This window comes from Chryseobacterium sp. AC405b, from assembly GCF_979258685.1.
This window is the reverse complement of the sequence record NZ_OZ409877.1, coordinates 3478876-3503825: the sequence shown is the minus strand read 5'-3', so window position 1 is coordinate 3503825 and position 24950 is coordinate 3478876. Positions and strand designations below refer to the sequence as shown.

General features: G+C 34.9%; 23 protein-coding genes and 2 pseudogenes. 11 read left to right on the top strand and 14 right to left on the bottom strand.

All coding sequences use genetic code 11. The features are described from left to right. Positions 1–323: 323 nt before the first annotated feature. The 9 genes and pseudogenes from ACZZZA_RS16615 (at position 324) to ACZZZA_RS16575 (ending at position 8490) form a co-directional block, all read left to right on the top strand. Positions 324–1670: an alpha-amylase family glycosyl hydrolase gene (locus tag ACZZZA_RS16615; RefSeq protein ID WP_463433669.1), complete on the top strand. Its 1347-nt coding sequence runs from the start codon at positions 324–326 to the stop codon at positions 1668–1670. Positions 1671–1836: 166 nt separating this feature from the next. Beyond that, complete coding sequence (locus ACZZZA_RS16610) at positions 1837–2277, top strand: hypothetical protein (RefSeq protein ID WP_463433667.1); 441 nt, start codon at positions 1837–1839, stop codon at positions 2275–2277. 98 nt (positions 2278–2375) lie between these two features. Next, positions 2376–2825, top strand: a complete 450-nt coding sequence (locus ACZZZA_RS16605; RefSeq protein ID WP_463433665.1) for a hypothetical protein — start codon at positions 2376–2378, stop codon at positions 2823–2825. A gap of 132 nt (positions 2826–2957) precedes the next feature. Continuing rightward, positions 2958–3754, top strand: a pseudogene (locus ACZZZA_RS16600) (thymidylate synthase). Between the two features lie 45 nt (positions 3755–3799). After that, the gene (locus ACZZZA_RS16595) at positions 3800–4039 is read left to right on the top strand and encodes a hypothetical protein (protein WP_463433663.1); all 240 of its coding nucleotides are present in this window, start codon (positions 3800–3802) and stop codon (positions 4037–4039) included. Then, positions 4039–4344, top strand: a complete 306-nt coding sequence (locus ACZZZA_RS16590; RefSeq protein WP_463433661.1) for a type II toxin-antitoxin system RelE/ParE family toxin — start codon at positions 4039–4041, stop codon at positions 4342–4344. The genes ACZZZA_RS16595 and ACZZZA_RS16590 overlap by 1 nt, the downstream gene beginning before the upstream one ends. Positions 4345–4421: 77 nt before the next feature. Further along, on the top strand, positions 4422–5738 hold the full coding sequence (locus tag ACZZZA_RS16585; protein WP_463433659.1) for a serine hydrolase domain-containing protein: 1317 nt from the start codon (positions 4422–4424) through the stop codon (positions 5736–5738). Next, complete coding sequence (locus ACZZZA_RS16580; protein ID WP_463433657.1) at positions 5739–5969, top strand: hypothetical protein; 231 nt, start codon at positions 5739–5741, stop codon at positions 5967–5969. 10 nt (positions 5970–5979) lie between these two features. After that, positions 5980–8490: a M1 family metallopeptidase gene (locus tag ACZZZA_RS16575; protein ID WP_463433655.1), complete on the top strand. Its 2511-nt coding sequence runs from the start codon at positions 5980–5982 to the stop codon at positions 8488–8490. Positions 8491–8656: 166 nt separating this feature from the next. On the opposite strand, the gene ACZZZA_RS16570 is transcribed toward ACZZZA_RS16575, so the two are convergent. Beyond that, positions 8657–9856, bottom strand: a complete 1200-nt coding sequence (locus tag ACZZZA_RS16570; RefSeq protein WP_463433653.1) for a dicarboxylate/amino acid:cation symporter — start codon at positions 9854–9856, stop codon at positions 8657–8659. A 230-nt stretch (positions 9857–10086) separates the two neighbouring features. On the opposite strand from ACZZZA_RS16570, the gene ACZZZA_RS16565 reads away from it, so the two are divergent. Continuing rightward, complete coding sequence (locus ACZZZA_RS16565; protein WP_463433651.1) at positions 10087–10614, top strand: hypothetical protein; 528 nt, start codon at positions 10087–10089, stop codon at positions 10612–10614. A gap of 47 nt (positions 10615–10661) precedes the next feature. On the opposite strand, the gene ACZZZA_RS16560 is transcribed toward ACZZZA_RS16565, so the two are convergent. Then, on the bottom strand, positions 10662–11645 hold the full coding sequence (locus ACZZZA_RS16560) for a PLP-dependent cysteine synthase family protein (RefSeq protein WP_463433649.1): 984 nt from the start codon (positions 11643–11645) through the stop codon (positions 10662–10664). A 421-nt stretch (positions 11646–12066) separates the two neighbouring features. Next, entirely contained in the window at positions 12067–13296 is a 1230-nt protein-coding gene (locus ACZZZA_RS16555; protein ID WP_463433647.1) for an ABC transporter permease, read from the bottom strand. Positions 13297–13300: 4 nt separating this feature from the next. Here ACZZZA_RS16555 and ACZZZA_RS16550 point away from each other — a divergent pair, with 4 nt between their 5' ends. Beyond that, positions 13301–14497, top strand: coding sequence for an exo-beta-N-acetylmuramidase NamZ family protein (locus ACZZZA_RS16550; RefSeq protein ID WP_463433645.1), 1197 nt, complete (start codon positions 13301–13303; stop codon positions 14495–14497). A gap of 23 nt (positions 14498–14520) precedes the next feature. Here ACZZZA_RS16550 and ACZZZA_RS16545 read toward each other — a convergent pair whose 3' ends face one another. From ACZZZA_RS16545 to ACZZZA_RS16495, 11 genes and pseudogenes are all read right to left on the bottom strand, one after another. Then, complete coding sequence (locus ACZZZA_RS16545) at positions 14521–14727, bottom strand: hypothetical protein (protein ID WP_463433643.1); 207 nt, start codon at positions 14725–14727, stop codon at positions 14521–14523. 1 nt (position 14728) lies between these two features. Further along, positions 14729–15379 carry a DUF3575 domain-containing protein gene (locus ACZZZA_RS16540; RefSeq protein WP_463433641.1) on the bottom strand — a complete coding sequence of 217 codons (651 nt, stop codon included), beginning with the start codon at positions 15377–15379 and terminating at the stop codon, positions 14729–14731. A gap of 11 nt (positions 15380–15390) precedes the next feature. Next, positions 15391–16566, bottom strand: a complete 1176-nt coding sequence (locus tag ACZZZA_RS16535; RefSeq protein ID WP_463433639.1) for a thioredoxin family protein — start codon at positions 16564–16566, stop codon at positions 15391–15393. Between the two features lie 201 nt (positions 16567–16767). Next, the gene (locus tag ACZZZA_RS16530) at positions 16768–17235 is read right to left on the bottom strand and encodes a DUF6630 family protein (RefSeq protein WP_463433637.1); all 468 of its coding nucleotides are present in this window, start codon (positions 17233–17235) and stop codon (positions 16768–16770) included. A gap of 3 nt (positions 17236–17238) precedes the next feature. Further along, positions 17239–17955: a PoNe immunity protein domain-containing protein gene (locus tag ACZZZA_RS16525; RefSeq protein ID WP_463433635.1), complete on the bottom strand. Its 717-nt coding sequence runs from the start codon at positions 17953–17955 to the stop codon at positions 17239–17241. A 9-nt stretch (positions 17956–17964) separates the two neighbouring features. After that, positions 17965–19503: a PAAR-like protein gene (locus tag ACZZZA_RS16520; RefSeq protein WP_463433633.1), complete on the bottom strand. Its 1539-nt coding sequence runs from the start codon at positions 19501–19503 to the stop codon at positions 17965–17967. Between the two features lie 9 nt (positions 19504–19512). Then, positions 19513–19779 carry a hypothetical protein gene (locus ACZZZA_RS16515; protein ID WP_463433631.1) on the bottom strand — a complete coding sequence of 89 codons (267 nt, stop codon included), beginning with the start codon at positions 19777–19779 and terminating at the stop codon, positions 19513–19515. Then, complete coding sequence (locus ACZZZA_RS16510) at positions 19776–20603, bottom strand: hypothetical protein (protein WP_463433629.1); 828 nt, start codon at positions 20601–20603, stop codon at positions 19776–19778. The genes ACZZZA_RS16515 and ACZZZA_RS16510 overlap by 4 nt, the downstream gene beginning before the upstream one ends. A gap of 1 nt (position 20604) precedes the next feature. Beyond that, a pseudogene (locus ACZZZA_RS16505) lies at positions 20605–22627 on the bottom strand (type VI secretion system Vgr family protein). A gap of 376 nt (positions 22628–23003) precedes the next feature. After that, on the bottom strand, positions 23004–23408 hold the full coding sequence (tssD, locus tag ACZZZA_RS16500) for a type VI secretion system tube protein TssD (RefSeq protein ID WP_463433627.1): 405 nt from the start codon (positions 23406–23408) through the stop codon (positions 23004–23006). 691 nt (positions 23409–24099) lie between these two features. Next, positions 24100–24900: a phosphatase PAP2 family protein gene (locus ACZZZA_RS16495; RefSeq protein ID WP_463433625.1), complete on the bottom strand. Its 801-nt coding sequence runs from the start codon at positions 24898–24900 to the stop codon at positions 24100–24102. Between the last annotated feature and the right edge of the window lie 50 nt (positions 24901–24950).

The window sequence follows — 24950 nt, the reverse complement described above, 5'->3', positions numbered from 1 at the left end:
ACCGCCCTGAAATTAAGTTTTCAGGGTTTTTTATTGAAAATCATCATATCTCCACTCAAACCCCCAAACTCTCTTACCCTCAAACTTTCCAACTCTCAAACTCAAACTCACACCCTCTAACCCAATTAGGAGCTTTTTCCCGTCATCCACTATACTCCTCGCGCCAAAGCTTTATCAACCGCTTGCTGTGGGGTACCGTTTCTACCGGGGCTAATAAAGTCAGTTTCATAGAAATTTGTTCTAAAAAATGTTAATAAAGTAAAATTAAAGATTACAATTCATTTTTGAATCTGCAAATTCCTATTTTTGTTAAAACAAAAAATATGAGAAAAGCTATTTTACTCGCAATTGTCGGTTTAGGACTTCTGTCTTGTACGACCCAAAACATTAGAAAAGATATGGATTTACCTACAGAATGGAAACATACTACCAATATTTATGAAGTCAACTTAAGACAATATACGAAAGAAGGAACTTTTAAAGCTTTCGAAAAAGAAATGCCACGGCTTAAAAATATGGGCGTGAAAACCCTTTGGTTTATGCCTGTCACTCCCATTGCACAACTCAATAAAAAAGGGAGTCTGGGAAGTCAATATGCTGCTTCAGACTACACATCAATCAACCCTGAATTCGGAACGATGGATGAATTTAAACATATGGTGAACGAAGCACACCGATTGGGATTTAAAGTAATCATCGATTGGGTTGCCAATCATACAGGTTGGGATCATATCTGGACGAAAACTCATCCCGAATTTTATTTAAAAGATTCCGACGGAAGTTTCCACAAAGCTTCAGGAATGGATGACATCATTGAGCTCGATTACAAAAATCAGGAGATGAGAAAAGCAATGATTGATGCCATGAAATTCTGGATAAAAGAGACAAATATTGACGGTTTTAGATGCGATTTGGCTTCATGGGTTGAGGTCGATTTCTGGCAGCAGGCCAGACCCGAAGTTGAAAAAATAAAGCCGCTTTTCTTCATAGGAGAATTTGATGAGCTTGAAAATCCCGACTACGGAAAAGTTTTCGATGCAAGTTATTCATGGAAATGGATGCACAAATCAGCCGATTATTACAAGAAAAATGAACCCATCAGTGAACTGGTTGATCTTCTGAAAAAATATTCGGCAATTGGAGATTCTTCAATGAGAGCATGGTTCACAACCAATCATGATGAAAATTCATGGAACGGAACAGAATTCGAGAAATACGGAGATATCACAAAACCAATGGCAGTTTTTTCTGCAACCTGGAACGGGATTCCGCTTTTGTATTCCGGTCAGGAACTTCCGAATATGAAAAGATTAGAGTTTTTCGAAAAGGATGTTATCGATTGGAACGGGAAATATGAAATGGCAGATTTTTATAAGACTTTACTCAATTTGAAATCTTCAAATCCAGCTTTACGAGGCGGAGATTCTTCTGTTTCAACATATATCCTCGACACGACAGCCAATGACAAAATTTTGGCATACATCAGAAAAAACGGAAAAGATGAGGTTTTGGTGGTATTGAATTTTTCAAAAGAGCCTGTGAATTTTAATATTCAGGATGAAAACTTGACAGGAACTTTCAAAAATGTTTTTGAGGGTACAAAAAGAGATTTCAACAAAGATAAAGATTTTGATTTTAAAGTTTCAGATTTTGCTGTTTTTGAAAAATAAAATATAAATGACCAAAAATATTTGAAGGATCAATAGGAGCGGGCTTTAGCCCGCTTTCGGCTTACAATGATCAGTTGGCTTTAGCCAAAATTTAATTTTTATATTGCTTCTTCTATCTTAATTTTTAAACCCTAATTTTATTTATAATTCAACGATATTTCCAAAAATGAATAAAGAAAAAATACTCCATATTTTAAAAGATAAAATTTCAGCAAAAATTGAAACTTTCGAAAATTTAATCAACGAGACTCGTGCTTCGAGCAACGATACCAAAAGTTCGATGGGGGACAAATATGAAACCGGACGAGAAATGTTGCAACAGGAAATTAACAACATTCAAAGACAGCTGAATGAAACGTTGAATCAACAGAATTTTTTACAGAAATTAAATACAGAAACTTGTATAAAAGTTCAGAACGGAGCTTTGGTAAAAACGGATAGAGGATTATTTTATATTTCGGTTTCTACAGGTGAAGTTGTTTTTGAAGATAAAAAGATCATGACGATTTCAAATGAATCACCTTTAGCAAAAGCAATGTTTGGAAAACAGTCAGGAGAAAAGCTCGTCATTACTAATGTTTCGCAAACTATTGAGAAGATTTGGTAAAAATCTCAATAGTAAAATTTTCTTTTAGTTAATTTTTAGTTTTTATTCAATTAATGATAATTACTTAATTTTGAAATAACCAAACTAAAAATTTTATTATGAAAAAATTAATTTTCAAAACTCTGCTTCTTACAGGGTTTACAGCAGTCGTTATTTCATGTTCATCAGATGATGATTCTATGAATCAGGAAAATTTCCAGACTCAGAATTCCAAAGAATCTCAAACAGCTAAAACGCAGACTTACGATATTCGTTTTGGTCTGTTATCGCAAAATGGAACAAAAATACTTTCAGGCAATTATGACTTGGGAGGCTTTGTTGCTACCAATACGGTAACAGGTGATGTGTATTATACTTATGGCGGAAGTGGTTTTCAGTCGGTGCCACAATATTTTGATGGATTGCCTGCAGGAACTTATGAGTTTTCGGCTCAGCAGGGACAAGGAGGTTGGGTAGGCTATGGAACTGTGTCGGGAACTGTTTCTGATACGCAGGTTGATGAAGATGGATATGTTACTGTATATGTTCCGATTGCATGGGAAGAATAATGAGTTTAAAAATATAATATTAATAAGAACGGACTTTAGTCCGTTTTTTATTTTATAGAAAGCGAATGTCATAAATATGATATTATTGAGTGTAAATTTCTTAAATTTGAAACTTCAGAAAAGCTTTTCAAAATGCAAAACTACTTAGACCTTTTACAACATATTAAACAAAACGGAACAGACAAAACTGACCGTACAGGAACTGGAACGAGAAGTGTTTTCGGGTATCAGCTGAGATATGATCTGTCTAAAGGTTTTCCGATGGTGACGACCAAAAAAGTGCATTTGAAATCGATCATTTATGAATTGCTTTGGTTTTTGAAAGGTGATACCAACGTAAAATATCTGAATGATAACGGAGTAAGTATTTGGGATGAATGGGCAGATGAAAACGGAGATTTAGGTTAGCTGTTTACGGAGCGCAGTGGAGAAGCTGGAACGGTGCCGATAATAAAGTGGTTGACCAGATTTCTGAAGTAATTGATCAGATTAAAAAAAATCCCGATTCTCGAAGATTGATTGTTTCCGCCTGGAATGTGGCCGAAATTCCCAATATGGCTTTAGCGCCGTGTCATGCTCTATTTCAGTTTTATGTTGCAGATGGTAAATTATCTTTACAATTGTATCAGAGAAGTGCAGACGTATTTTTGGGAGTTCCTTTTAATATTGCTAGCTACGCTTTGCTGTTGATGATGGTTGCACAGGTTTGTGATCTTGAGGTGGGAGATTATGTTCACAGCTTTGGGGATGTTCACATTTATAATAATCATTTTGAGCAGGTCGACAGACAGCTTTCGAGAGATCCGAGACCATTGCCAACAATGAAATTGAATCCTGAAATAAGAGATATTTTTGATTTTAATTTTGAAGATTTTACCTTAGAAAATTATGATCCGCATCCCGGAATTAAAGCTCCGGTAGCAATTTAAAATTTTATTAATAATTTTATTAACTTTGATTTAAATTCAGGAATCATGGAAATTAAAATCAGTTTAAACGAATACGCAGATGTTCCTTTCATCAAAAAACTTTTATTGCAAATAAAAGGTATTACGAGTCTTGAGTTTTCCGAAAATGATGATAATGATTCATGGAGAGAAATTGAGAATTCTGATGAATTTAAGAAAATAATTGAAAAAAGCCGTAATCAAATTAAAAATGGAGAATATGAAGAATATTCCGGAGAATTAATACATTCCATTTTTAAAAAGTAATGAAAATATTATTTTCCAATACTGCGATTGAAAGTCTTAAAGATATTATAGATTTTTTAAATGCACGATGGACTCAAAAGCAAATTAGGGCATTTAATATGGATCTGGAAAAATTGATTGAGTCATTTAATGATAATTTAATTTCATATCAGACTATAGATTTAGATAATCAATTACGATTTGCATTGTTGGGAAAGAAACAGGTTAAGGTGTATTTTGAAGTAAAAAAAGATTGTGTAGAAATTTTATTATTTCTTCCTTCAAAAGGTAATCCTGAAAATATTCAGAAACTCTTTAATAAATAATAGAAAAGTGAGGTTAAAAACTTCACTTTTTTTGTAACTATTTCTGAATTTTAGTAACATATCATTAAAAATCCAGTATGATTAAAAAGATTTTTGTTTTTTTAGCTTTAAGTGCTTCTTCGATTGTTTTTTCTCAAAATAATGTCAGAGAAAAATTGAGCAACTATCTAGATTCCTTAAACGCACATCATAAAGTGATGGGAAGTTTTGCTTTTGCAGACAATAATACTCCTTCATTTTTAAAAGTAGTTGGGTTTTCTGACGCTGAAAAACAGCAGAAAGCCAATATGAATACACAATACCGTGTAGGATCCATTTCTAAAACTTTTACAGCAGTATTGGTGATGAAAGCAGCGGAAGAAAAAAAACTTTCTTTAAATCAGAAACTGTCAGATTATTATCCAGAAATTATCAATGCGGATCAAATAACTGTCGAAAACCTTTTACAGCACAGAAGCGGAGTACATGACATAACCGAAGATGCTGAGTTTGTAAATATGTACACAAAGCCTCAGACACAAGAGCAGCTGGTGTCTGTGATAAAAAAACATGCCAGTGATTTTGTTCCCGGAAGTAAGTTTGTTTACAGCAATTCAAACTATATTCTGTTGGGTTTGATTTTGGAAAAAGTGTATAAAAAATCTTACGCTCAGCTTATTCAGGAAAAAATTGCAAAACCTTTAAAACTATCTTTAACACAAGTCGGAGAAAAAATTAACACTTCTAAAAATCAGGCAAAATCATATCAGTTTGTCGGGATTTATTATGCATTGCCGGAAACCGATATGAGCGTTCCGATAGGAGCCGGGAATATTGTTTCAACACCCACCGAACTTCTGAAATTTATTATTGCTCTTGACAATGGTCAATTGATCTCGAAAAAGAGCCTTCAGCAAATGAAAGTTTTTGTAGATGGTTACGGATATGGTTTGATCAAAAAAGATTTTGGAAAATATTCAGGGTATGGTCATAATGGATTAATCGATGGCTTTCAATCTGAGTTATATTATTTCCCAGAGGCTAAAATCGCAATGAGTTTGGTGACCAATCAGTCAACCGTTGATAGTCAGGTTGTTCTAAAAAATATGTTTCAGACGGCAATTGGAAGTGATTTTAAAATGCCCGATTTTAAAGAAATTTCTGTTAGCGAAAATATCCTAAAACAATATGAAGGTTTGTACAAAGCAGACGGTTTTCCGCTTGATATTAAAATTTTCGTGGATGGCGGAATTTTGAAAGGTCAGGCGACAGGTCAGGGCGCATTTAATCTAAAGGCAACATCTGAAACAGAATTTGAATTTGATATAGCAGGAATTAAAATTAAATTTGATGTCACAAAAAACACCATGGATTTTTCGCAAGGTGGTCATACAACAATTTTCAAAAAACAATAAATGAAATATTTAAAAATAAATACTGAAGAAAAGGTCGATATCGAGTTACTTCAAAATGCAATTCTTCAACTGAAAGGGGTAAGCTCGGTTGAAATCATCGATGAGGAAAACCCGGAAAGCGAATTGAAAAAAGCTTTCGCCAAAACCAAAGAGCAGCTAAAAAAAGGCGATTACGAAACTTTGGTGAATGATATTTTCGAAATCATTACAAAAAATAATACTAAAAAATAAGAAGAAAGAAATGAAGAAAGTCATTTTATCTATTGCCATATTGGGAGCTTTATTTTCCGGAAATGTATCTGCACAAACCGAAACTTCGGGTAGAGAAAAGATTTACAGAGCCACCTCTACAAAACTTACTGAACTGAAACATACCAAGCTCAAAGTCAGTTTCGATTATCAGAAAGAGCAGATGAATGGGGAAGAGTGGTTAACAGCCTCGCCTTATTTTTATGCGACAAACGAACTGATTTTGGATGCAAAAGGAATGTTGATTCACGAAGTTGCTTTAGACAACAGCGGAAAAAAATCTCCTTTAAAATATGATTACAAAAATGATGTTTTAAAAATTACTTTAGATAAAACCTATCAGAAAAATCAGGATTATACAGTTTACATCAAGTATACCGCTCGTCCGAATGAAGTGAAACAGGAAGGAAGCATGGCAATAAGCGATGCCAAAGGTTTGTATTTTGTGAATGCGCAAGGACAAGATCCTGACAAGCCTACACAGATCTGGACACAGGGAGAAACTGAGTCTTCTTCAGCATGGTTTCCCACTATCGATAAATCAATTCAGAAAACAACTCAGGAAATTTATATGACGGTTCCTGATAAATATGTTACTCTTTCAAACGGTCTTCTTAAAGATTCTCAAAAAGAAGCAAATGGCTTAAGAACAGACCATTGGGTGATGGATAAAAGACACTCAACATATCTTTTTTTCATGGGAGTTGGTGAATATGCCGTTGTAAAAGATAAATGGAAAAACATTGCCGTTGATTATTACATCGAGAAAGAATATGAACCTTACGCAAAACAGATCTACGGAAATACTCCGGAAATGATTGAGTTTTTCTCTAAAAAATTAGGTTACGAATATCCATGGTCAAAATATGCTCAGATTTCGGGCAGAGATTATGTGAGTGGAGCAATGGAAAACACCACGGCAACACTTCATAGTAGTGATATTTTGCAAAAACCGGGTCAGTTGATTGATGAAAATAAATGGGAAGATACCATCGCTCACGAATTGTTCCATCATTGGTTTGGAGATTTGGTCACTTCAGAAAGCTGGAGTAATTTAACGGTTAACGAATCTTTTGCCAACTATTCAGAATATCTTTGGAACGAATATAAGTACGGAAAAGATCAGGCAGATTATCACCAGATGGAAGACGTTAATCATTACATTCACAATCCTTCAGACTTCAAAAAAGATTTGGTAAGATTTGATTATGCTTCTCGCGAAGATGTTTTCGATTTGGTAACCTATCAAAAAGGTGGCGGAATTCTTCACATGCTGAGAAATTATTTAGGAGACGAAGCATTTTTTGTCGGAATGACTGATTACCTGAAAACGTATGAATATAAAAATGCAGAAGCTCATCAACTAAGATTATCGTTCGAGAAAGTTTCAGGAAGAGATTTAAACTGGTTCTTTAATCAATGGTATTTCGGAAGCGGACATCCAAAGCTGAATTATTCTTACACTTTTGAGCCTGTGAAAAAACAAGTGACCGTTGTTGTCAATCAGTCTCAGGAATTGCCGTTCGAATTTCCATTAACCATCGATGTTTATGACAACGGAAAACCAAAAAGACAGCAGGTTTGGGTGAATGCAACTGCAAAAAATACTTTCAGTTTTGATGTTTCAAAAAATCCTGATCTGGTGAATATCAATGCAGACGGAATTTTGGTTGCCGATATTACCGATACAAAAACGCCTGAGCAGAATCTCATGCAGTTTACAGGGTCTAAAGAATTTAAAAGCAGATACAATGCTTTAACTGCAATTAAAGATCAGGTAGGAAAAAATCCTGCGGCGACAAAATTATTGTCTGCGGCTTTAAAAGATCCTTACTTCAGAGTGAGAGAAAAAGCATTGGAATTAATGGATTTATCCAATGCTGACCAGTTGAAAGCTTTGGGAGCTGATGTTGAAAAATTGGCTTCAAACGATCCTAAAACATTGGTTCAGGGTGCAGCTATTGCAGCTTTGGCGAAAACAAAGGACAAAAAATACCTTCCTGTCTTTGAAAAAGGTGTAGGAGCGGTTTCCAATTCTGTAAAGGGAAATTCTTTGGCAGCGGTTTTGGCAATTGATCCTTCAAAAGCAAATATGTTGGCTGATAAGATTGATTTGGAAGGTGCTTCTGAAGAAATGCTGACCCAAATGTTACCAGTCATTGTAAAGAACAAAGTGACTTCTCAGATGGCAAATATTGCTTCTGTAGCAGCATTTTATCCGTTTATCAAATTCCAAAATCCTGAATTGGGGAAAGTAGCTGAAGAAGGCTATAACTGGATTATGACTTCTGACAACTTAAAAGCAACCGAAAGCATTACGAAGATTTTGGGTCAGGCAAAAGGACAGATGGGAGAAAATCCTCAGGTAAAAATGATGATCACGCAAATGCTGAAAGATGGTTTAAGTAAAAAAATGGAACTTCTGAAACAGAACCCTTCAAAAGTTTCAAGCATCAACCCGCAAATTGACACCATCAATAAATCGATTGAAAGTTTCAAATAATAAAAGTTATTATATTTTTTTCAAAGCATCTCTGCAAAGAGGTGCTTTTTTGTTATCCATTACTTCATTCAGTTTGGCATTGCATATTACAGTAATGCAATTATGTATTTCGATTGAGTAAATGACGACTTAAAAGCTGACAGCAAAAATATACTTGTTAGATCACTCAAACCTTCACAAACCGATTCACAAACATCGCTGCTACGATATCACCAACAGCATTTAAAACCGTTGCTAAAGGATCCACCAAAGTTCCGATAATAATCACCGCAGGAATGGCTTCTTGAGGTAATTGATAAACGGAAATCATCAGCATTTCACCGATATAACCACCATTCGGAATTCCACCTGCAACGATGCTTACAAAAACAGTAATTCCCAATGCTAATAAAAGATTTGACGGTTCGAAAAAATCTCGTCCGATAATCTGAAACGCAACATAAATTTTAATAATTGATGACATTGACGACCCATTTTTATGTAAAGTCGTTCCGATAGGAATCACCAGATTGGCAATAGAACTCGGAATACCTATTTTTGAGGCAGCTAACAAGTTGGTAGGCATTGTTGCAAAGCTGCTACAGGTGCTCAAAGCGGTCAATGTTGGAAGAATGGCATTTTTCCAGAAGCTTCTGAATCCGTTCTGTCCGTTTGCCATAAAAGCATAAAGTGAAAAAAACACAAAGAAGTAAATGATTCCGGCGATGTAATATAATCCGAGGGGTTTAGCATAAAATCCGAAAAGCTGAGGTCCTAGAGTTGCAACCTGATACGCAAAATAAGCTCCCAAACCAATGGGTGCAATTTTCATGATCATTAAAAGCAGTTCTTTCATCACCTCATATCCGGAAGCGATAAAAACTCTGAAAGGTTTCCCGTTTTCCCCTGATTTTCTGGCTGCAAAACCGGTAAGAAAAGCAAAAATTAAAAGAGCGAGCATATTTTTTCTCGAAAACAATTCGGTAAATTCACCTACTGTGAAAAAGCTGACAATTCGGTCGCCCCAATTTTCTTCTTTTGTACTTTCTGCAATAATTTCGGAGCTTCCGGAAATTGATGATACAGGGAATAAATAAACCATTCCGATGGTGAAAATAGCAGCAATAAGAATAAATAATAAAAAGGTAAAAGACATGGTCAACATGATTTTACCAAACTTAGATTCCTGTTCAAGAGAAGAAATAGAATTGGAAACGGCAAAAAATACCAGAGGAACTACGCTTACAAAAAGCAGGTTCAGAAAAATATCGCCTAAAGGTTTTATGTATTCTACAATCTCCGGAGCTACAATGCCTATAATGCTTCCAACGGTGATTCCTAGAAGTAAAAACAGAATTCCTGAGTAGTTTTTAAGTACCTCTTTCATATGTAGATATTTATTGTTTTTTTTAATTTCGTATGGTATCGCATATTTTCCCAGTGTTTATCTCCGATTCTTTTATTTTTTTAAATAAAATCGATGATAGATAGCTTGTTTCCCAATCACTGATGGAGATTTCATTTTGCTGATTTTTATCAAAGATAGATTTATTTTTTAAGAGAATCTTGGGCACTTTAGTTTTTAATTCTTTACTTTTGGGAAATATTGTATAGAAAATGAATCAGGATAAAATCATTCATCTAAACGTAAACAGGAAAGACTTCGAAGAAGTATATTTCAGCGGAGATCAGGGAAGTTTATTTCTGTCACCCAGTACAAAAGGAAAAACGGTGACTACCATAGTTATCGGATTGATTTTGGTGATTTTATTCTTTTTTAAAGATGATTTAAGCAAAGAAAAATTTGGGATTATTTATTTTGTAAGTTTCCTTTTTCTGCTTTGTGCAGTTTTCCTTTCTTTGGCAATCAACAAAGTTTCCAGATGGAGAAAGGAAGTGATTGTCTATTTAAAAACACTTGAAAATCCTGAAATTTATCAGATTAAATTTAATAATAAAATTTTTACTGTCAATCTCAACAATCAGAAAGAAACCTGCTTGTGGACAGAATTTACTTCCTCTGAAATCAAAGATAACTTCATTTCACTAGAAGGAAAATACAACTATATGTTCCCAAAAAAATCGATGAATATTTCAGATTACGAAGCACTGAAAGAAGCTGTAGAGAAAAATATCAAGCAATAAAAAAACTCAGAGTTATGCTCTGAGTTTTGTTTTATAAAGAAGATTGATTAATCTAGCCAACCCATTTCTTTCATCCACTCATCGTTGTAGATTTTCCCTACATATCTTGAGCCGTGATCATGCAATAAAACCACAATGACATCATCTTTTGTAAACTGATCTTTCATCTGAACCAAAGAAGCCATCGCACTTCCTGCAGAATATCCGCAGAAAATTCCTTCTTCTTTTGCCAGTTTTCTAGCGTAAATTGCACCGTCTTTATCGGTTACTTTTTCGAAATGATCGATAACCGACATATCATAATTTTCAGGAATGATGTCTTCACCAATTCCTTCAGTAATATAAGAATATGCGTGATCGTAATGCAGCTCACCTGTCTCGTGATATTCCTTAAGGATGGATCCATAAGTGTCTACACCAATAATTTTAATGTTTGGATTTCTCTCTTTGAAATACATTCCACAACCGGTAATAGTTCCTCCCGTTCCTGCTCCTACTAAAAAGTGAGTCAGTTTTCCTTCGGTCTGTTCCCAGATTTCAGGGGCTGTAGATTCGTAGTGAGCCGCTCTGTTAGACAAATTATCGTATTGGTTTACATACCATCCGTTTTCTGTTTCAGCAGCCAGTCTTTTAGAAACAGAATAATAAGAACGAGGATCTGTAGGTTTTACATCTGTAGGACAAACGATTACTTCAGCACCTACGGCACGAAGAATGTCGCATTTCTCCTTCGACTGTTTTGCGTTGGTAACAAAAATACATTTGTAGCCTTTAATAATTGCTGCAAGAGCCAGTCCCATTCCTGTATTTCCGGATGTACCTTCTATAATTGTTCCGCCTGGCTTCAGTCTTCCGTCTTTTTCGGCATCTTCAATCATTTTCACGGCCATTCTGTCCTTAACGGAATTTCCGGGGTTGAAAGTTTCCACTTTAGCCAAAACCAATGCGGGAAAATCTTCTCCCAAAACTTTGTTAATCTTTACAAGTGGTGTATTTCCTATAGTTTCGAGAATATTTTCTGCGTATTTCATACTTGATTTTTTTCTGCGGGGCAAAGATACGGCTTTCCATTGAGTTCAAAAGTAATTGACTGATAAGATTTCAATAATAACAGCATGGAATGACTGACTTTTTTTTGGAGCAATTCCTGCTTTTCGCTGTATCTTTTGTTCCGCATTGCTCCACAAAAGGATGTCGCTGCAATCAGGGCTAGGAAAATGGGTTCAATTAATAAACCGGAGGTTAAGTGTAGAAAACCACCCCGTCAAAAATTCTCTTGGAATTTTCGCCACCCCTCCAGAGGAGGGGAATTCTTCATTACGAATATATGCTATTGAAAGATAAGTGAAATGAAAAACCACTTCATTTTATTTAAAAACGGATATGAATATCTAGAAATTAAATTTTACATACAATTTGTAAAATTCACAATTGCCAATTGTCCATTTACATTTAACTATACTTGATAGATTTTACAGGAGAGATTTTGCTGATCAGATAACTTGGAATGATTAAAGCCAATCCGGAAATGAATAAAATTCCTGCAGAGATTGAAAAAATGGCAATGGGATTCAAATCCACGGGAACGGTGCTTACATAATAGTTTTCAGGATTTAATTTAATGATTCCAAAAAACTTCTGAATCAATAAAAGTCCTAAACCAATTGCGTTTCCGTAAAGCAACCCGGGAACCATAATAATCAATGTGTAATTGATAAAAGTAGCTCTGATTTGGGCATTGGTTGCTCCTAAAGTTTTCAGTAGACCGATAGAATTGGTTCGTTCAATAATCAAAATGAGCAGAACCATAATGATGTTGATGATCACCACAATCAGCATGATGGAAATAATCAATGCAATATTGGTATCAAAAATACTGATCCAGTCATTGATTTGAGGGAATTTATCTGTCGCTTTTTCTGCGTAATTTTTATATCCTATTAATTGTTCAACTTCAGAAAAATCTTTTTCTATGTCGTTCACATTTTTAAAGAAAATATCTAGTCCGCCGATGTCTTCAGGCTTCATGTCCTGAATTTTCTTTACATGATTGATATCGCCAATTACAAACTGATCGTCAATCATTTTAATGTCAGTTTTATAAATTCCAACAACCTGAAATTTTCTGTAGATCTGTTTCTGGTCTTCTTTTGCAAAAACGGTAACGATGCTGTCGTTAACTTTCAGATGGAGATCGCCGGCAATTTTTTCTGATATTGTTATTCCGTTATTGTACCCATCTTCTGTTATCTGCGGGGTTTTTCCGGCAATAAGAAATTTTTTAAATCGTAAACTATCAAAATCTTTACCTACACCTTTAAAAATAATTCCGGCAAAACTGTGTTCATTACGCATGATTCCTGTAACCATAGCGTATTTCTGCACACTTTCTACATCATTGAGTTCTTTGAGTTTTTTAATATTTAAACCCTGACTGTCGAGTACAGAACTGTTATAAGAAGAGTTTGAGCGGGTAGACTTTACAGTGATATGTCCGCTGAAATCTGCCAATCTCTCTTTAATTGCTTTTTTTGAACCAAAACCTGTGGATACGGTAATTAAAGAAACAATGATTCCTAAGGCAACCGACAGCCTTCCGATGAAGATGATCACCCGTGAAAGGTTATTTTTGTTATCTTTGGAAAACGCTATTTTTCTAGAGAAATATAAAGGAAATTTCAAGCTTATGAATTTAGATTTCAAAATTAAAACTTTACTTCTTATTTGCCTAATTTTTTTAGGAGTATTCAGTCCATATTATTCTCAGACTCAAGAGCAGGATTGTTTTAAGACCGGAGCAGATCGACCTGAATTGTATTTACCCTTGTTAAAAGGTAAAACCATAGGCATTGTTACCAACCAAACCGGTTTGATGAAAGATAAAACTCATGTAGTAGATTATCTGGTGAAAAATGGTATTAAAATCAAAACAATTTTCGCTCCTGAACACGGGTTCAGAGGTGAAGCAGATGCAGGAGAAAAAGTAAAAAACGGAGTAGATGTGAAAACTGGAATTTCTATCATTTCTCTTTACGGAAACAACAAAAAACCGAAACCAGAACAGCTAAAAGGTTTAGATCTTGTTTTGTTTGATATTCAGGATGTTGGCGTTCGATTTTATACTTATATTTCAACTTTAACTTATTTAATGGAAGCAGGAGCAGAGAATAATGTTGAAATTTTAGTTTTGGACAGACCCAATCCACATGATGGTTATATTGACGGACCGGTTTTGAAAAAGAAATGGGAAAGCTTTGTAGGAATGCATGAAGTTCCTGTTATATACGGTTTAACAATCGGGGAATATGGAAAAATGGTCAATGGTGAAAAGTGGCTGAAAAATGGAGTAGAGGCAAAATATACTTTGATCCCAATGCAGAAGTATCATAAAAAACAGCGGTATCCAATGTTAGATAAACCTTCTCCCAACTTGCCCAATGATCGATCAATCAATTTATATCCAAGTCTATGTTTTTTTGAAGGAACGCAGGTTTCTGTGGGAAGAGGTACTGATATTCCGTTTCAGGTGTATGGTTCGCCCTGGACGAAAAATTTATCTTACCAGTTTACTCCAAAACCCAATTTTGGAGCGAAAGATCCTTTTTTAAACGGGAAATTATGTTACGGTGAAAATCTTTCTGATTACTCAAAAGATTTAAGAGAACTCAATTTAGAATGGCTTATCAAAGCTTACAAAAATTACAAAAATCCTCAACAGGATTTCTTTCTGAAGAATCTTTTCTTTGATACTTTAGCAGGAAGCGATGAGCTGAGAAAACAAATAGTTGCGGGCAAATCTGAAAAAGAAATAAAAGAGTCCTGGAAATCTGATCTCGAAAAATTCTCAAAAATCAGAAGCAAATATGTAATTTATGAAGATTAAGATTTATTAATGAATTGATTTTTTTAATCAAAATTCTGTGGTGGATTTTTATCGTTTTTCCCTTTATTTAAAATAAAAAGTCCGATTGATAAACCGATAACCCCTGCAAAAGCGGTCATCAGTGCACGTTCTAATTTATCGGCTTCTTGATTTCCTACGTAATTCATCAAAAAAAGAATCGCAAAGGTGATTGCCGATATAATGATGTGGTTTCTTCCTAGTAATTTCATATTATTTTAATCTGTAAGAGATCATGACGCCGCCACGATAAGGCAGCCATTCTCCGCTTCTGTTATAACCGTCTGCGCTGTCGTATCTTTGTCCGGTTCCGCGCACATATCCTTTATAAAAATCCTGAGAATTTCCAATGCCGGCAAAGATATCCATATTCCAGTTATCAGCAAGTCTGAACTGATAACCACCCTCTACGCCAAACAAAAAAGAAAATCCTTTCTGATAAAGCTGAGAGTTGATGTATTGGCTTGGTGTTCCTAGCTGAACATCTACGTAAACATTGTCATTCCAATAATTAGGTTTTTGTATGATATATGCTCCTGCAGAAATGTTCCCTCCAAAATGCCATCCTTTGAAAGCTTCTTTAAAATAGTATCTGCCTTCAATAGTTCCCATATAAATCTGAGCTTCATGTCCTGCAAAAGATTTCCAGGGAGAGATCAAAACATCGCCCTGTAAAGTAAATTTATTGCTAAGCTGATATTCTAATCCGGCATTAATAATACCGATGGGAATCAATAGAGCATTTCCTTTCAGATATAATTTTTTTTCATTTTCAGGTTTTTTTTCCTGAATTTGATTTTGTTGAGCATTCACATATACTATTGAAGATAAAGTTAATGCTGCAATAAAAATTTTAGATTTCAAAATTTGTGTTTTTATTTGATTTTACTTAATAATTCTGTTGCTAAGTTGGCATCTTTTCCAGATTTTTCTGCAATGCTCTTAGATAATTCTGCAAAGTTTTTTGCCAGATCTTTATTTCCTAAATTATAGTAAATTTTCGCTAAAATATATGTGTTTTCAGATGTTTCGCCTCGCATCACGGATTTTTCTGCCCATTCTGCAGCTTTTTTTAATGATGATTTGTTTTGAATATTGTCAGAGAAAATCCATGCTGCTTTCAGAAGTTCATTGGGTTCGAACGCATCTGCATTTTTATAATATTCCAATGCCGATTTTTCATATTCCTGAAAGTTAGCATTCTGTTCGTAATAGGCGAGTTTAGTTTGATTTAGTTTGGTAATTGCAGCTTCTTTTCCAACCAAAGGTTCGGCGGTTTTCATAAAATAAGCGTCATTAATTGTTTTAGTTTTGTCATCAACAGATTCTTGCACAACTTTGGCTAAAAGCAACTGATTATCAAATTCTTTATAGTTTTCTTCAGGTAAATGTTTTATAATTTCAGATTTTTTAGCGACAAATGTTTTGTAGTTTGCATCTTCTGTAGATTTTAAGAAGTACAAAAGGTATCCAATATCTTCTTTTGTAAATTCATCTGTTTTTTTTCTGTTTTCAAAGTATCTTTCGGATGCCTGTTTTGCAAATTCATAGTCAGAGCTTGAATTGAGCTTCATGATGTTGATAAGAAAATCACGATCTTTTTCTCCTTTTGCAAAACGTTCTTTCAGAGAACCTTTTTTGTTGTTGGGAGAATTGATATCTTGGGCCATTGCCAGGAAAATACCTTCTTCCATGTATCCGTAATTTTGTGAAACCAGCTCTCCGTCGCCATTCAGAAATAAGTAAGTAGGATAGGAGCGAACGCCAAATTTCTGGGCAACTTCTCGTCCTTCACCTTTTTCCATATCAATTCTTGCATTGATGAAGTTTTTATTGTAAAAATCTCCTACAGATTTTTTGGTAAAAACATTTTTTTCCATCATTTTGCATGGACCGCACCAAGCGGCGTATGCGTCAATAAAAACGAGTTTGTTTTCTTTTTTAGCTTTGGCAATAAGATCTTTAAAAGGAATATCCTGAAATAGAATTTCATCCTGAGCAAAACTAAATATGGTAATAAAAATAAATAATCCTGAGATAATATTTTTCATTTTCAATTCAAATTTAATAAGCGAAGATACTTAAAATTGATTTATCTGAATTGTTAAAAAAAATTAAAATAAGCTCTACAACTTCGAAAGATGGTATGTTGATGAAAAGAGAAACTTCCACATTGACAGCAATTAATCACCCGTTAATGTATGTTGAAATTAAAAAAATGTATCATATAAACCGCTTAAAAACGGTTTGTTTTAATATAATTTTATTCTTTCGTCTAAAGATTGCAGTATTGGAAATTTATTTTTGTCTATTAAAGCAGTGACATAAGAATCACTGTCAATATCAAGACAGACAAGTAAAAAGTTAGTTTCGGATAGTAATTGATTTATTCTTGGAAAATAATCTTCTGCTTCCAAATCAAACAAATCGCTATCGTTTTCTATGGTTTGTAAAATTCCTTTTTTCTGAAATAAATTTTCAATTTGTGTTTTAACCTCCGTATAATCTTCTTTCCAGTCTGCTTCAAATGCATAGTTATTTTCGATTAAGTCATCGATCAACTGAAGCCAAAGCAAATCATGATCTGGGCTTGGTAATCTGAAAAATGCGTCTTCATAATTTTCCGGATTTTCTGCCAAGTCTTTTAATCTATCGAATGCATTTTTCACATAATCCTGATCGGTAGTTATGATTTCAAGTATTTTTAGGTATGTTTCCATGATTTAATCTTTCCCATGTAGTAAATCGTGAGGATAATAGGGCTGGTCTTTCAGTGAAGTATCATCTAATCCTAAAATTTTGATGAATGCTGCCGTTTCAAAACTCCAATAGCCAAAGAATACATCATTTTTATTTTTATCGTTATCAAACCAATAGGCAGATTTCATTTTTTTATACCAACTATTGTCTAGATAATCTTTTAATGCAGCCAAATCCTTGTTTTCAGAAAGATTTTTCAAAAACCCAAATTCTGCAGGATATAATATTTCGGAATTTATTTTTCTATCGGATAATTTTGATGCAATGAGAGTATCAAATAAATAATCACTTTGGCTGCTGCTGTCTAAAACATCAACAATTTTTCTGAAATCACTTTCATTAATATCTAACAAAATTCCTAATGAAAGCATCCAAAGCATTAATATATAATTATCAAAATGAATTTTCTTACCTTCATTCTGCCATCCTTTTTCTAATCTGCTAATTACTTCAGGAAAATCATTTTTAATTTCATATAAAGGAGAATCGACAGAATATTTTGCAATTAAAGTATGAATACTTGTTGTAAAAATCTGTCGGTTGACTGCTGGAACTCGATCTTCTTTGGTGGCTCCAGACTTTAAGCCATCATCAAAAAATTCAATGTCTTCATTATTTAATGTAATATAGTTTTGAAAATACTCTGCGTTTTTAAATTTTGTTCTCATATTATTTTTCATATTTATTATTTATGGCCAATTTCCTGCATTTCCTCTTATTATATAACCATTTGCATCTACTTTTCTATAGGTAATATTACCATTAGCATCTACTTTTGCCACTACTCTTTCGTAACCCGATTGCGTAATGTTACGCATTTCCTGTCTCGAAACAGTATTAGCCAGCCTGTCTTGTATCCAAGGATCAGACATTTGTCTTGTTCCGTCACTTAAAGTATTCAATCCGGCCTGTCCATATTTAGCATCGACAACAATATATCGTGGTGGCGGCCCCGGATGTTTATATACACCGTCAATTCCCTGATGAGTTGCGGCATCAATATCAGTCAATCTTTGATGTAAAGGTTCAAATCCTTCGTCCATCAAAGCTCTATCTGTTGCCATTTCGCCAAAGTTTCCTTTTCTTGCTGTTGTATTGAGTTCAATTTCTCCATCATTTACCTGTCGCAATAAATCGTCCTGTATATCGTCTGCACTTCTTGTAATAACTCTTGCAATATCTCCTGCATCATCTCCCAAAGATTCTATAAGTTCCCGACCTGTTCTTGTGGCAAGGGCTTCACCTCCTTCTCGGGCAGCGCGTTCACCGGCTTCTTCCAGACCTTCTCTCACTATTCTTTCTCCTGCTTCTTCAAGTGCTTCTTTTCCTGCAACTTTTGCACCTGTGAGGGCTAAAGAAGATCCACCACTAAAAGCTGCTGCGGCAGCATCGGGAATAAACTCGCCAACAGTAGTTCCTATTTTCCTTGGATTATCTGCTACCCAACCTGCTGCATCTTTTGTTCCTTCCCAGGCGGCGCTCCCTGCATCTGCCCAATTCTGTCCGTCACTTGCCCAATTCCATGCTCCTTCTGCGGCATTGTTCCAGTTTTCGCCTTTGCTTGCCCAATCGTAGGCACTGCTCACACCATCAACAGTGGCGTTGTATCCGTCTTCAATCATTCCGCCTAAAGCTTCAGCGGTTCCTACGGGATCTTGCCCCACCTGATAGAGCGTTTCGCCCAAACCTACGACACCATTTACAGCTCCTTCTACCAAACCGCTTCCCAAATCATTCATCCAGTCTGTTACTCCGGTTACGGGTTTCATCCAGTCGGGCAGAAAGCTGTCCCGGGCTTCACGCGATTCTGTATTTTTCTGCTCCAGCCAGTCAAAACCTTCTTTAATATATTCCGACGGCATTTTTCCCTCTCCAAGACCAAAATCCACTGCTGCGACCCTGTCGAAAAAGAGGTTAATTTTCCCTCCAAATATACAATCACAATAGGAATCTTCCAAAAGCATTCTGCTGCCATTGATTTTTACTCCATCTTTTGGCTGTTGCCATCCTGTCACAGTTGGAAGGCATGTAATTCCGGTCATCCATTTCATCGGACTGGAACAAAACCCCATAGGTTTCAGGTTGAAAAAAGGAAGAAAATCTAATTCTGTAGCCATAGGAACACTATAGATAGTAGTATTTTTATTGTTGCTTACTCTGAGGGTAGAAGGACTTGTACCTTTGTTACAAGCCGTAAAAGCTCCTTCTGGCACATATTTTTTTGCCATAATATTAGGTTATATGGAGGTGGCTATCTTAACAATTTTACTTCTTCTGAATTTATTTTCAGCATTGTTTAGATTTTCTTTCGTTTCTAAAACAATTTTATTTGGAAATTTTAAAATTTGTGAAATCTCACAATGGTAAAACTTTCCAATACACTCTTGCTCAGTAATAATGTATTTTTCTTCTGAAAAATCAACCAATTCTTTTGCTTTTTCTTCTGAAAACAATAAATAGTAGCGATCATTCTGAAATACAATATCTTCTAATAAATAACTCATATGCTCATCATTTTGAGAATATTTTTTTCTTCATAATAGAGAGAACCCGGTATCTGCACCAAATACATGCACATACTTTGTGAGCTCCATGGCCAATCTTCCAAAAGATATCTTTCTGTATACTTCAGCTCTACCATAGTGGGAACACGAGGGCGATTTTTGAGAATCCTGAGCATTGCTGTTACTTTATTTTGCTCAAATTTTTCTTCGTCTATTTCTCCTGTAACATTAATTTCATATTTCCCATCTTCTGTTTCTGAAAGAACCTCATTCGTAATGATCGGGATGTTTTTGGCAGCAATGAAATTGGGTATTTCCCGGGATCCCTTTACTGCCTCATTTTTTTTAAATTCCTTGTTGTGAATTCCAGGAAATAACAATAGATAGGGCATAGAATTTCGCAATGCCGCAACCAGCCGTTCCTCATCCTGTAACAAATCTTCAACTCCGGATATTAAAAGACCCTTATATCGTTCATCTTTATGCCTGAGATAAATTTTTGGCTTTAAATCCTGCCATTTCATTTGAATATCTTCAAGATTATGAATTTTTCCAAGTTGTCCGTTTTGATCAAGAGAAAAAACAATTTTTTCACGAAGCTCATTCAAATCGCCTACCCATTTAAACATTCCATTTGCATTGCTTTGTTTAAATGAAGTAATTTCAACAGAAAATCTGTAAGCATCATTTTCATTTTTGTACGAAGTTGCCTTCAGATGAATTTCTACAAAATTTTCATTTCTTAACCCTTGAAACTGGCTTCTTTCCTCACGAAGAAGAATGAAATTTCTGGAACTTACTATCTGATCTTCAGTATCCCACATTTTATCCTTTGTTAATTTCAACGTCTGCACCAGTAATATTCGTTGCTCCGGTTGATGCTATTTTAGAGGTCTTACTGTTGATTTTCAGTTCTGCATCGGTTTTGGCAGTCATTAAACCTTTACTTTGAATCGTAAACGTACCCGCTTTAGAATCAAAGCTAATATTTCCTTTAGCCACCGTTCCGGAAATTCCGTTGGCATCTATAACAATTTTATTTCCGCCTACCTTAAAAGTAATGCTGGTTTTACCATCGAGGGTAATATTTCCGCCTGCATCCATTTTTAAGAGTGATTGTGGTGGTGCATCTTTAGAGCCTCCTACATTAATGGCACTAGTGCTTCCTGCGTTGACGGTATTATTATTTCCAACGGTTACGGTTTTGTCATTATTTGCATTTGTGATAGCATTTCCTGCTCCGTCAAATTTCATATTTGCGCCACCTTGATCAGTAAGAAATACAGAACCTGCCCCGTCATTCAATTCGAGTTTATTACCACTTCTACTACTTAAGCTTTTGATATTATTATCTGCTCCGCCACCACCTCCAATTCCTCCATGAAACATTCCTCCCATAACAAATGGACGGTCAGGATGCTGATGAACGAAATTGACGATTACCTGATCGCCAATTTCAGGAACTGCCATAAAACCTCTGTTTTTATTGACCTTATCACTACTTCCAGCATCTGGAGTCATGACTCTGATAAATTCTGTCGTTTCCTGGTTGGTTTGCCAATCAAACTTTACCTGAACTCTTCCCTGGTTTAATGGATCTGTATTTGAAATAACTTTTGCAAACTGTGCATCAGCTCTCGGAATATCAAATTCAGGACGCGGAATATATCCACAATCTGCTGCTATTGCTTCAAAGCTACCCGTATAATATCCTCTGGTATCTACTTCGTGACTGACTTCTGTAATTAAAAGTTTCGTAAAATATGAAGTTTGGTTCGTATCAGATATACGCATCTCAATGTCAGCTGCACATCCTGGATATAAAAACGGTACTGTTGTTGTACCTGAGGTGACAAATATGCTCGATGCTTTGCTTCCGGCTGCACCTTTTTGAGAAGCATCAATATCCATAAATGAAGAGGCTTTTATAGGAGCAACTCTTAAGGATGGAGTGGTAAAGGTTTTTTCTGAAATTTCGTAAGCTCTTCTAGCTATATCCGAAACGTGATTTATTTTTGAACTTCCGGTGGTGAGTTTTTCGTTTTTACTACTGTTGTATCCGTAGAATGTCGGGTTCACGTGATCTGCTTTCATGGTGATGTTTACATCATTTACACTACTTCCGTACACAAGTTTTACAGGCTTTTCCTGGGGCGGGAGATTTCCGAAGTGAAGAACTTCACCATCATAGAAAAACTGTTCGCCATAAGCTTCTGCAGTTCTTGCCAAATAGTTATAATGCGTCTCTTCATACTGTGAACTGTATGAAACGTTGCCATGTTTTGCATCAACTCTGAAGTCAAATTTACTATTGCCTAGACCTTCTTTAATTACCTGGTAAGCAATGCTGTTTAGGCTGATTTCCTGAGCACCGCCGAAACTTTGAATATGTGGAGCAGCATCTAAAAGTATGGTTGGGCTGTAGCCCGTCAAGACGATATTTCCCAAACTTCCTTTCTCCTGACTGAAGCCTACTTGTGTGATGACACCTACGAAGTTTCTCTCAGGTTCCATCAGTTACATCTTTATATTTGAAAACAACCGTTAGTCTTTTCCCTAAAAAGTTTTGAGCTTCTTCTAAATGGTGGTTTTCAGAGCTTCCTAATGTGTCATGAGATAAAGTCAGACTAAAATTATGGTGTTTTACGGCACTTTGATTGAGTCTGAAATGCTTAAAATGCTGTAATTGTTTTCCTTCAATAATGATATCAAGTTTCACAACCCTGTTAATTCCTAAAATCTGGCTGGTTGGGATTGCATTTGCATTCAGTATTTTTGAAGTGGGTTGATTTGCCCATAGCTTATCATCAGATGTTATAGGATTGTTGGTTTGTATAAATTGATTCATCAACATTCCTGAAACATTTTGAGAAGTTCCTGCTATAGATTGAGCTTTTGAAAAATTCTGATCTGCCTTTTGAAATTTTCCTCCCGCTTGATTAAAGGCTTGAGTGGTTGCAGTATCTTTTAAATTCTTTAACGAGGCAGAATCCTTTATATTGGCAGGAGTCTTCGGGTTTGTAGGTTTATGATCCTTAGACATTGCATTTTTCTATTTGTGAATTGGTTTATATTCTCACATGAGATTTGATCTAATGATCCTGATAAAATATTAACCTATGGTTATAGGACGATATTTTAACTAAACAAACTAACAGAACAGCGTACTTTATTAAAAGTATGCTATTCTGTAAGTATGATTTTTTGTGATTATTCTACGATTTTTAAGTCGTTGGCCAAATACCCTCATACGCAGAATTACCATAGTTGATCTTCTCTGCGCTTACAATGAAGCTAATCAACATAGAGTTCTCGTCTACTGCGTCAAAATCAACTTCGTGCTGAATAACATACCCATTTTCCCAGTTTAAAGTGATTAATGTACCTTCCTCATGAGATTTGTTGAAAGTGATTTCGCCTGAAGTTGGCTTGTATTTACCATTGAGTAAAGACTCAAGAATATCAGATTTCTCTGTTGCCTCAATGGTGAGTTTGATCAGTGCATTGGAAGGATCTGAAGCGACTCTCCCAGAAACATCCGTAGATCTGGATACGCTGTAATTAAGCTTTAATAATTTTTGTCCTTCGCTACCGTTGAATTTTAAGATTCCTCTTGAATTGTCTGCCATGATTTGTAAATTTTAATTTGTTAATATTTTATAAGTGATTGATTTGTAGTTCAAAGATAGATCGGGATTTTTTAACAAATGAAATTTTAATCAATTATTTTAAAATTTGTAGTAGTTCTGCGATTTTGTGTAGTAAATCTACTATTAGAAAACAGTTGTTTAATTTCAACAATAAATAGAGGATTAAGTGATAGTGGCGGAGATTGTAGGTTTTAGAAATTTCTAAAAGGCTTAGTCCTTAAACAATTTAAATGCTTTGTTAGAAATTGTTTAATTTCTGGTTTCTCCAGGAGACAAATAATTTTTCAGATTATTATTCATTTTTCTGGCAGCTTATTTTAAGTCAGAATAGTTTAGATGTAATTTTAAATTTTTTTAAACAGCTTCAGTTTTTATAACTTCCCTATTTATTACTTTAGTGTTAGTATTGTTTCTTTTTAGCAAAAACCTTTAAGTCAATCTGAAGTGGAAAGCATTGTAATTGCTGATATGAAAGCGCCTAATGTCACCTTCGATGAATTTAATCAGGTAATAACTAAAGTTGATTCTCAAAAAGAAGTACAATTATTTTTGGTGTCGCAAATTAACGCTCTATCACTAAAAACGCTCAGTGGTTATATGTATTATTATAAATAGCTGGATATAAAAATAAATAAAAACTTTTAACCCAAAATTGAATTTAATTTAGGTGTTAAAAAATTTTCACCAAGCCGATTCCCACATTTCCTTTTTGATAATAAGGCATAACCATCGTTTGATTTTCTTTTTTTCCGCCCAAAAGATAATTGATTTTAGGATACAGCCAATACGCGACTTCTGTAGATAAAATTCCGAAACCTGCACCTGCAACAACGTCTCCCAGCCAATGCTTATTATTCAGCATTCGGTAAATTCCGGTGAAAACTGCGAAAGAATAACCTGAAATTCCGAGTAAAAAGTTGTTTTCATGATACTCTCTGTACATCAACTGGGCAGATGCAAAAGCGATTGCAGTATGACTCGAAGGAAAAGACATTTTATTTGACCGGTCTGGTCTTTCTTCTTGTGTAACGTGCTTCAGAGGAAGTGTGATCGCTGAAGTGATCAGTAACGAAGTTCCGTAGATAATACTTATGTCTTTAAAATGATGTTTTCCTTTCACCCCAAAAGCATTTAACCCGTAAACAATTGCGGCAGGTGCAAATTTTGTGAAATTATCTAATTTATTTTGATCCGGTTGATGTTCACTGATTTCGTATTGCGTTGAATAATTTAGCTTTTTCAAACCATCAATACTTAAACTTGCAACACCATAAGAAATAAAAACTGTTGGGATGATCAATTTTTTATAACTGAAATGGTGTGTTTTATCTTCAGAATGCAATTGAATTATTTTTGTGCTATCTTGCATATTTTCAATAATTAAACTGTCTTGTGCGCTGATATTCTGTAAGCCGGCGAGTAAAAGAAAAAAACCGGATAATAAACTTTTTATGGATGTATATTTTGGCATTAAGATGTATTTAAATATCAAATTTCAATTCAAGTAGATAAAATTAAGGA

What these genes read in the sequence shown, in the direction of transcription:
- ACZZZA_RS16615 (WP_463433669.1), top strand. Translation starts at nt 324, where the DNA reads ATGAGAAAAGCTATTTTACTCGCAATTGTCGGTTTAGGACTTCTGTCT.
- ACZZZA_RS16610 (WP_463433667.1), top strand. Translation starts at nt 1,837, where the DNA reads ATGAATAAAGAAAAAATACTCCATATTTTAAAAGATAAAATTTCAGCA.
- ACZZZA_RS16605 (WP_463433665.1), top strand. Translation starts at nt 2,376, where the DNA reads ATGAAAAAATTAATTTTCAAAACTCTGCTTCTTACAGGGTTTACAGCA.
- ACZZZA_RS16595 (WP_463433663.1), top strand. Translation starts at nt 3,800, where the DNA reads ATGGAAATTAAAATCAGTTTAAACGAATACGCAGATGTTCCTTTCATC.
- ACZZZA_RS16590 (WP_463433661.1), top strand. Translation starts at nt 4,039, where the DNA reads ATGAAAATATTATTTTCCAATACTGCGATTGAAAGTCTTAAAGATATT.
- ACZZZA_RS16585 (WP_463433659.1), top strand. Translation starts at nt 4,422, where the DNA reads ATGATTAAAAAGATTTTTGTTTTTTTAGCTTTAAGTGCTTCTTCGATT.
- ACZZZA_RS16580 (WP_463433657.1), top strand. Translation starts at nt 5,739, where the DNA reads ATGAAATATTTAAAAATAAATACTGAAGAAAAGGTCGATATCGAGTTA.
- ACZZZA_RS16575 (WP_463433655.1), top strand. Translation starts at nt 5,980, where the DNA reads ATGAAGAAAGTCATTTTATCTATTGCCATATTGGGAGCTTTATTTTCC.
- ACZZZA_RS16570 (WP_463433653.1), bottom strand. Translation starts at nt 9,856, where the DNA reads ATGAAAGAGGTACTTAAAAACTACTCAGGAATTCTGTTTTTACTTCTA.
- ACZZZA_RS16565 (WP_463433651.1), top strand. Translation starts at nt 10,087, where the DNA reads ATGAATCAGGATAAAATCATTCATCTAAACGTAAACAGGAAAGACTTC.
- ACZZZA_RS16560 (WP_463433649.1), bottom strand. Translation starts at nt 11,645, where the DNA reads ATGAAATACGCAGAAAATATTCTCGAAACTATAGGAAATACACCACTT.
- ACZZZA_RS16550 (WP_463433645.1), top strand. Translation starts at nt 13,301, where the DNA reads ATGAATTTAGATTTCAAAATTAAAACTTTACTTCTTATTTGCCTAATT.
- ACZZZA_RS16545 (WP_463433643.1), bottom strand. Translation starts at nt 14,727, where the DNA reads ATGAAATTACTAGGAAGAAACCACATCATTATATCGGCAATCACCTTT.
- ACZZZA_RS16535 (WP_463433639.1), bottom strand. Translation starts at nt 16,566, where the DNA reads ATGAAAAATATTATCTCAGGATTATTTATTTTTATTACCATATTTAGT.
- ACZZZA_RS16530 (WP_463433637.1), bottom strand. Translation starts at nt 17,235, where the DNA reads ATGGAAACATACCTAAAAATACTTGAAATCATAACTACCGATCAGGAT.
- ACZZZA_RS16525 (WP_463433635.1), bottom strand. Translation starts at nt 17,955, where the DNA reads ATGAAAAATAATATGAGAACAAAATTTAAAAACGCAGAGTATTTTCAA.
- ACZZZA_RS16520 (WP_463433633.1), bottom strand. Translation starts at nt 19,503, where the DNA reads ATGGCAAAAAAATATGTGCCAGAAGGAGCTTTTACGGCTTGTAACAAA.
- ACZZZA_RS16515 (WP_463433631.1), bottom strand. Translation starts at nt 19,779, where the DNA reads ATGAGTTATTTATTAGAAGATATTGTATTTCAGAATGATCGCTACTAT.
- ACZZZA_RS16510 (WP_463433629.1), bottom strand. Translation starts at nt 20,603, where the DNA reads ATGTGGGATACTGAAGATCAGATAGTAAGTTCCAGAAATTTCATTCTT.
- tssD (WP_463433627.1), bottom strand. Translation starts at nt 23,408, where the DNA reads ATGGCAGACAATTCAAGAGGAATCTTAAAATTCAACGGTAGCGAAGGA.
- ACZZZA_RS16495 (WP_463433625.1), bottom strand. Translation starts at nt 24,900, where the DNA reads ATGCCAAAATATACATCCATAAAAAGTTTATTATCCGGTTTTTTTCTT.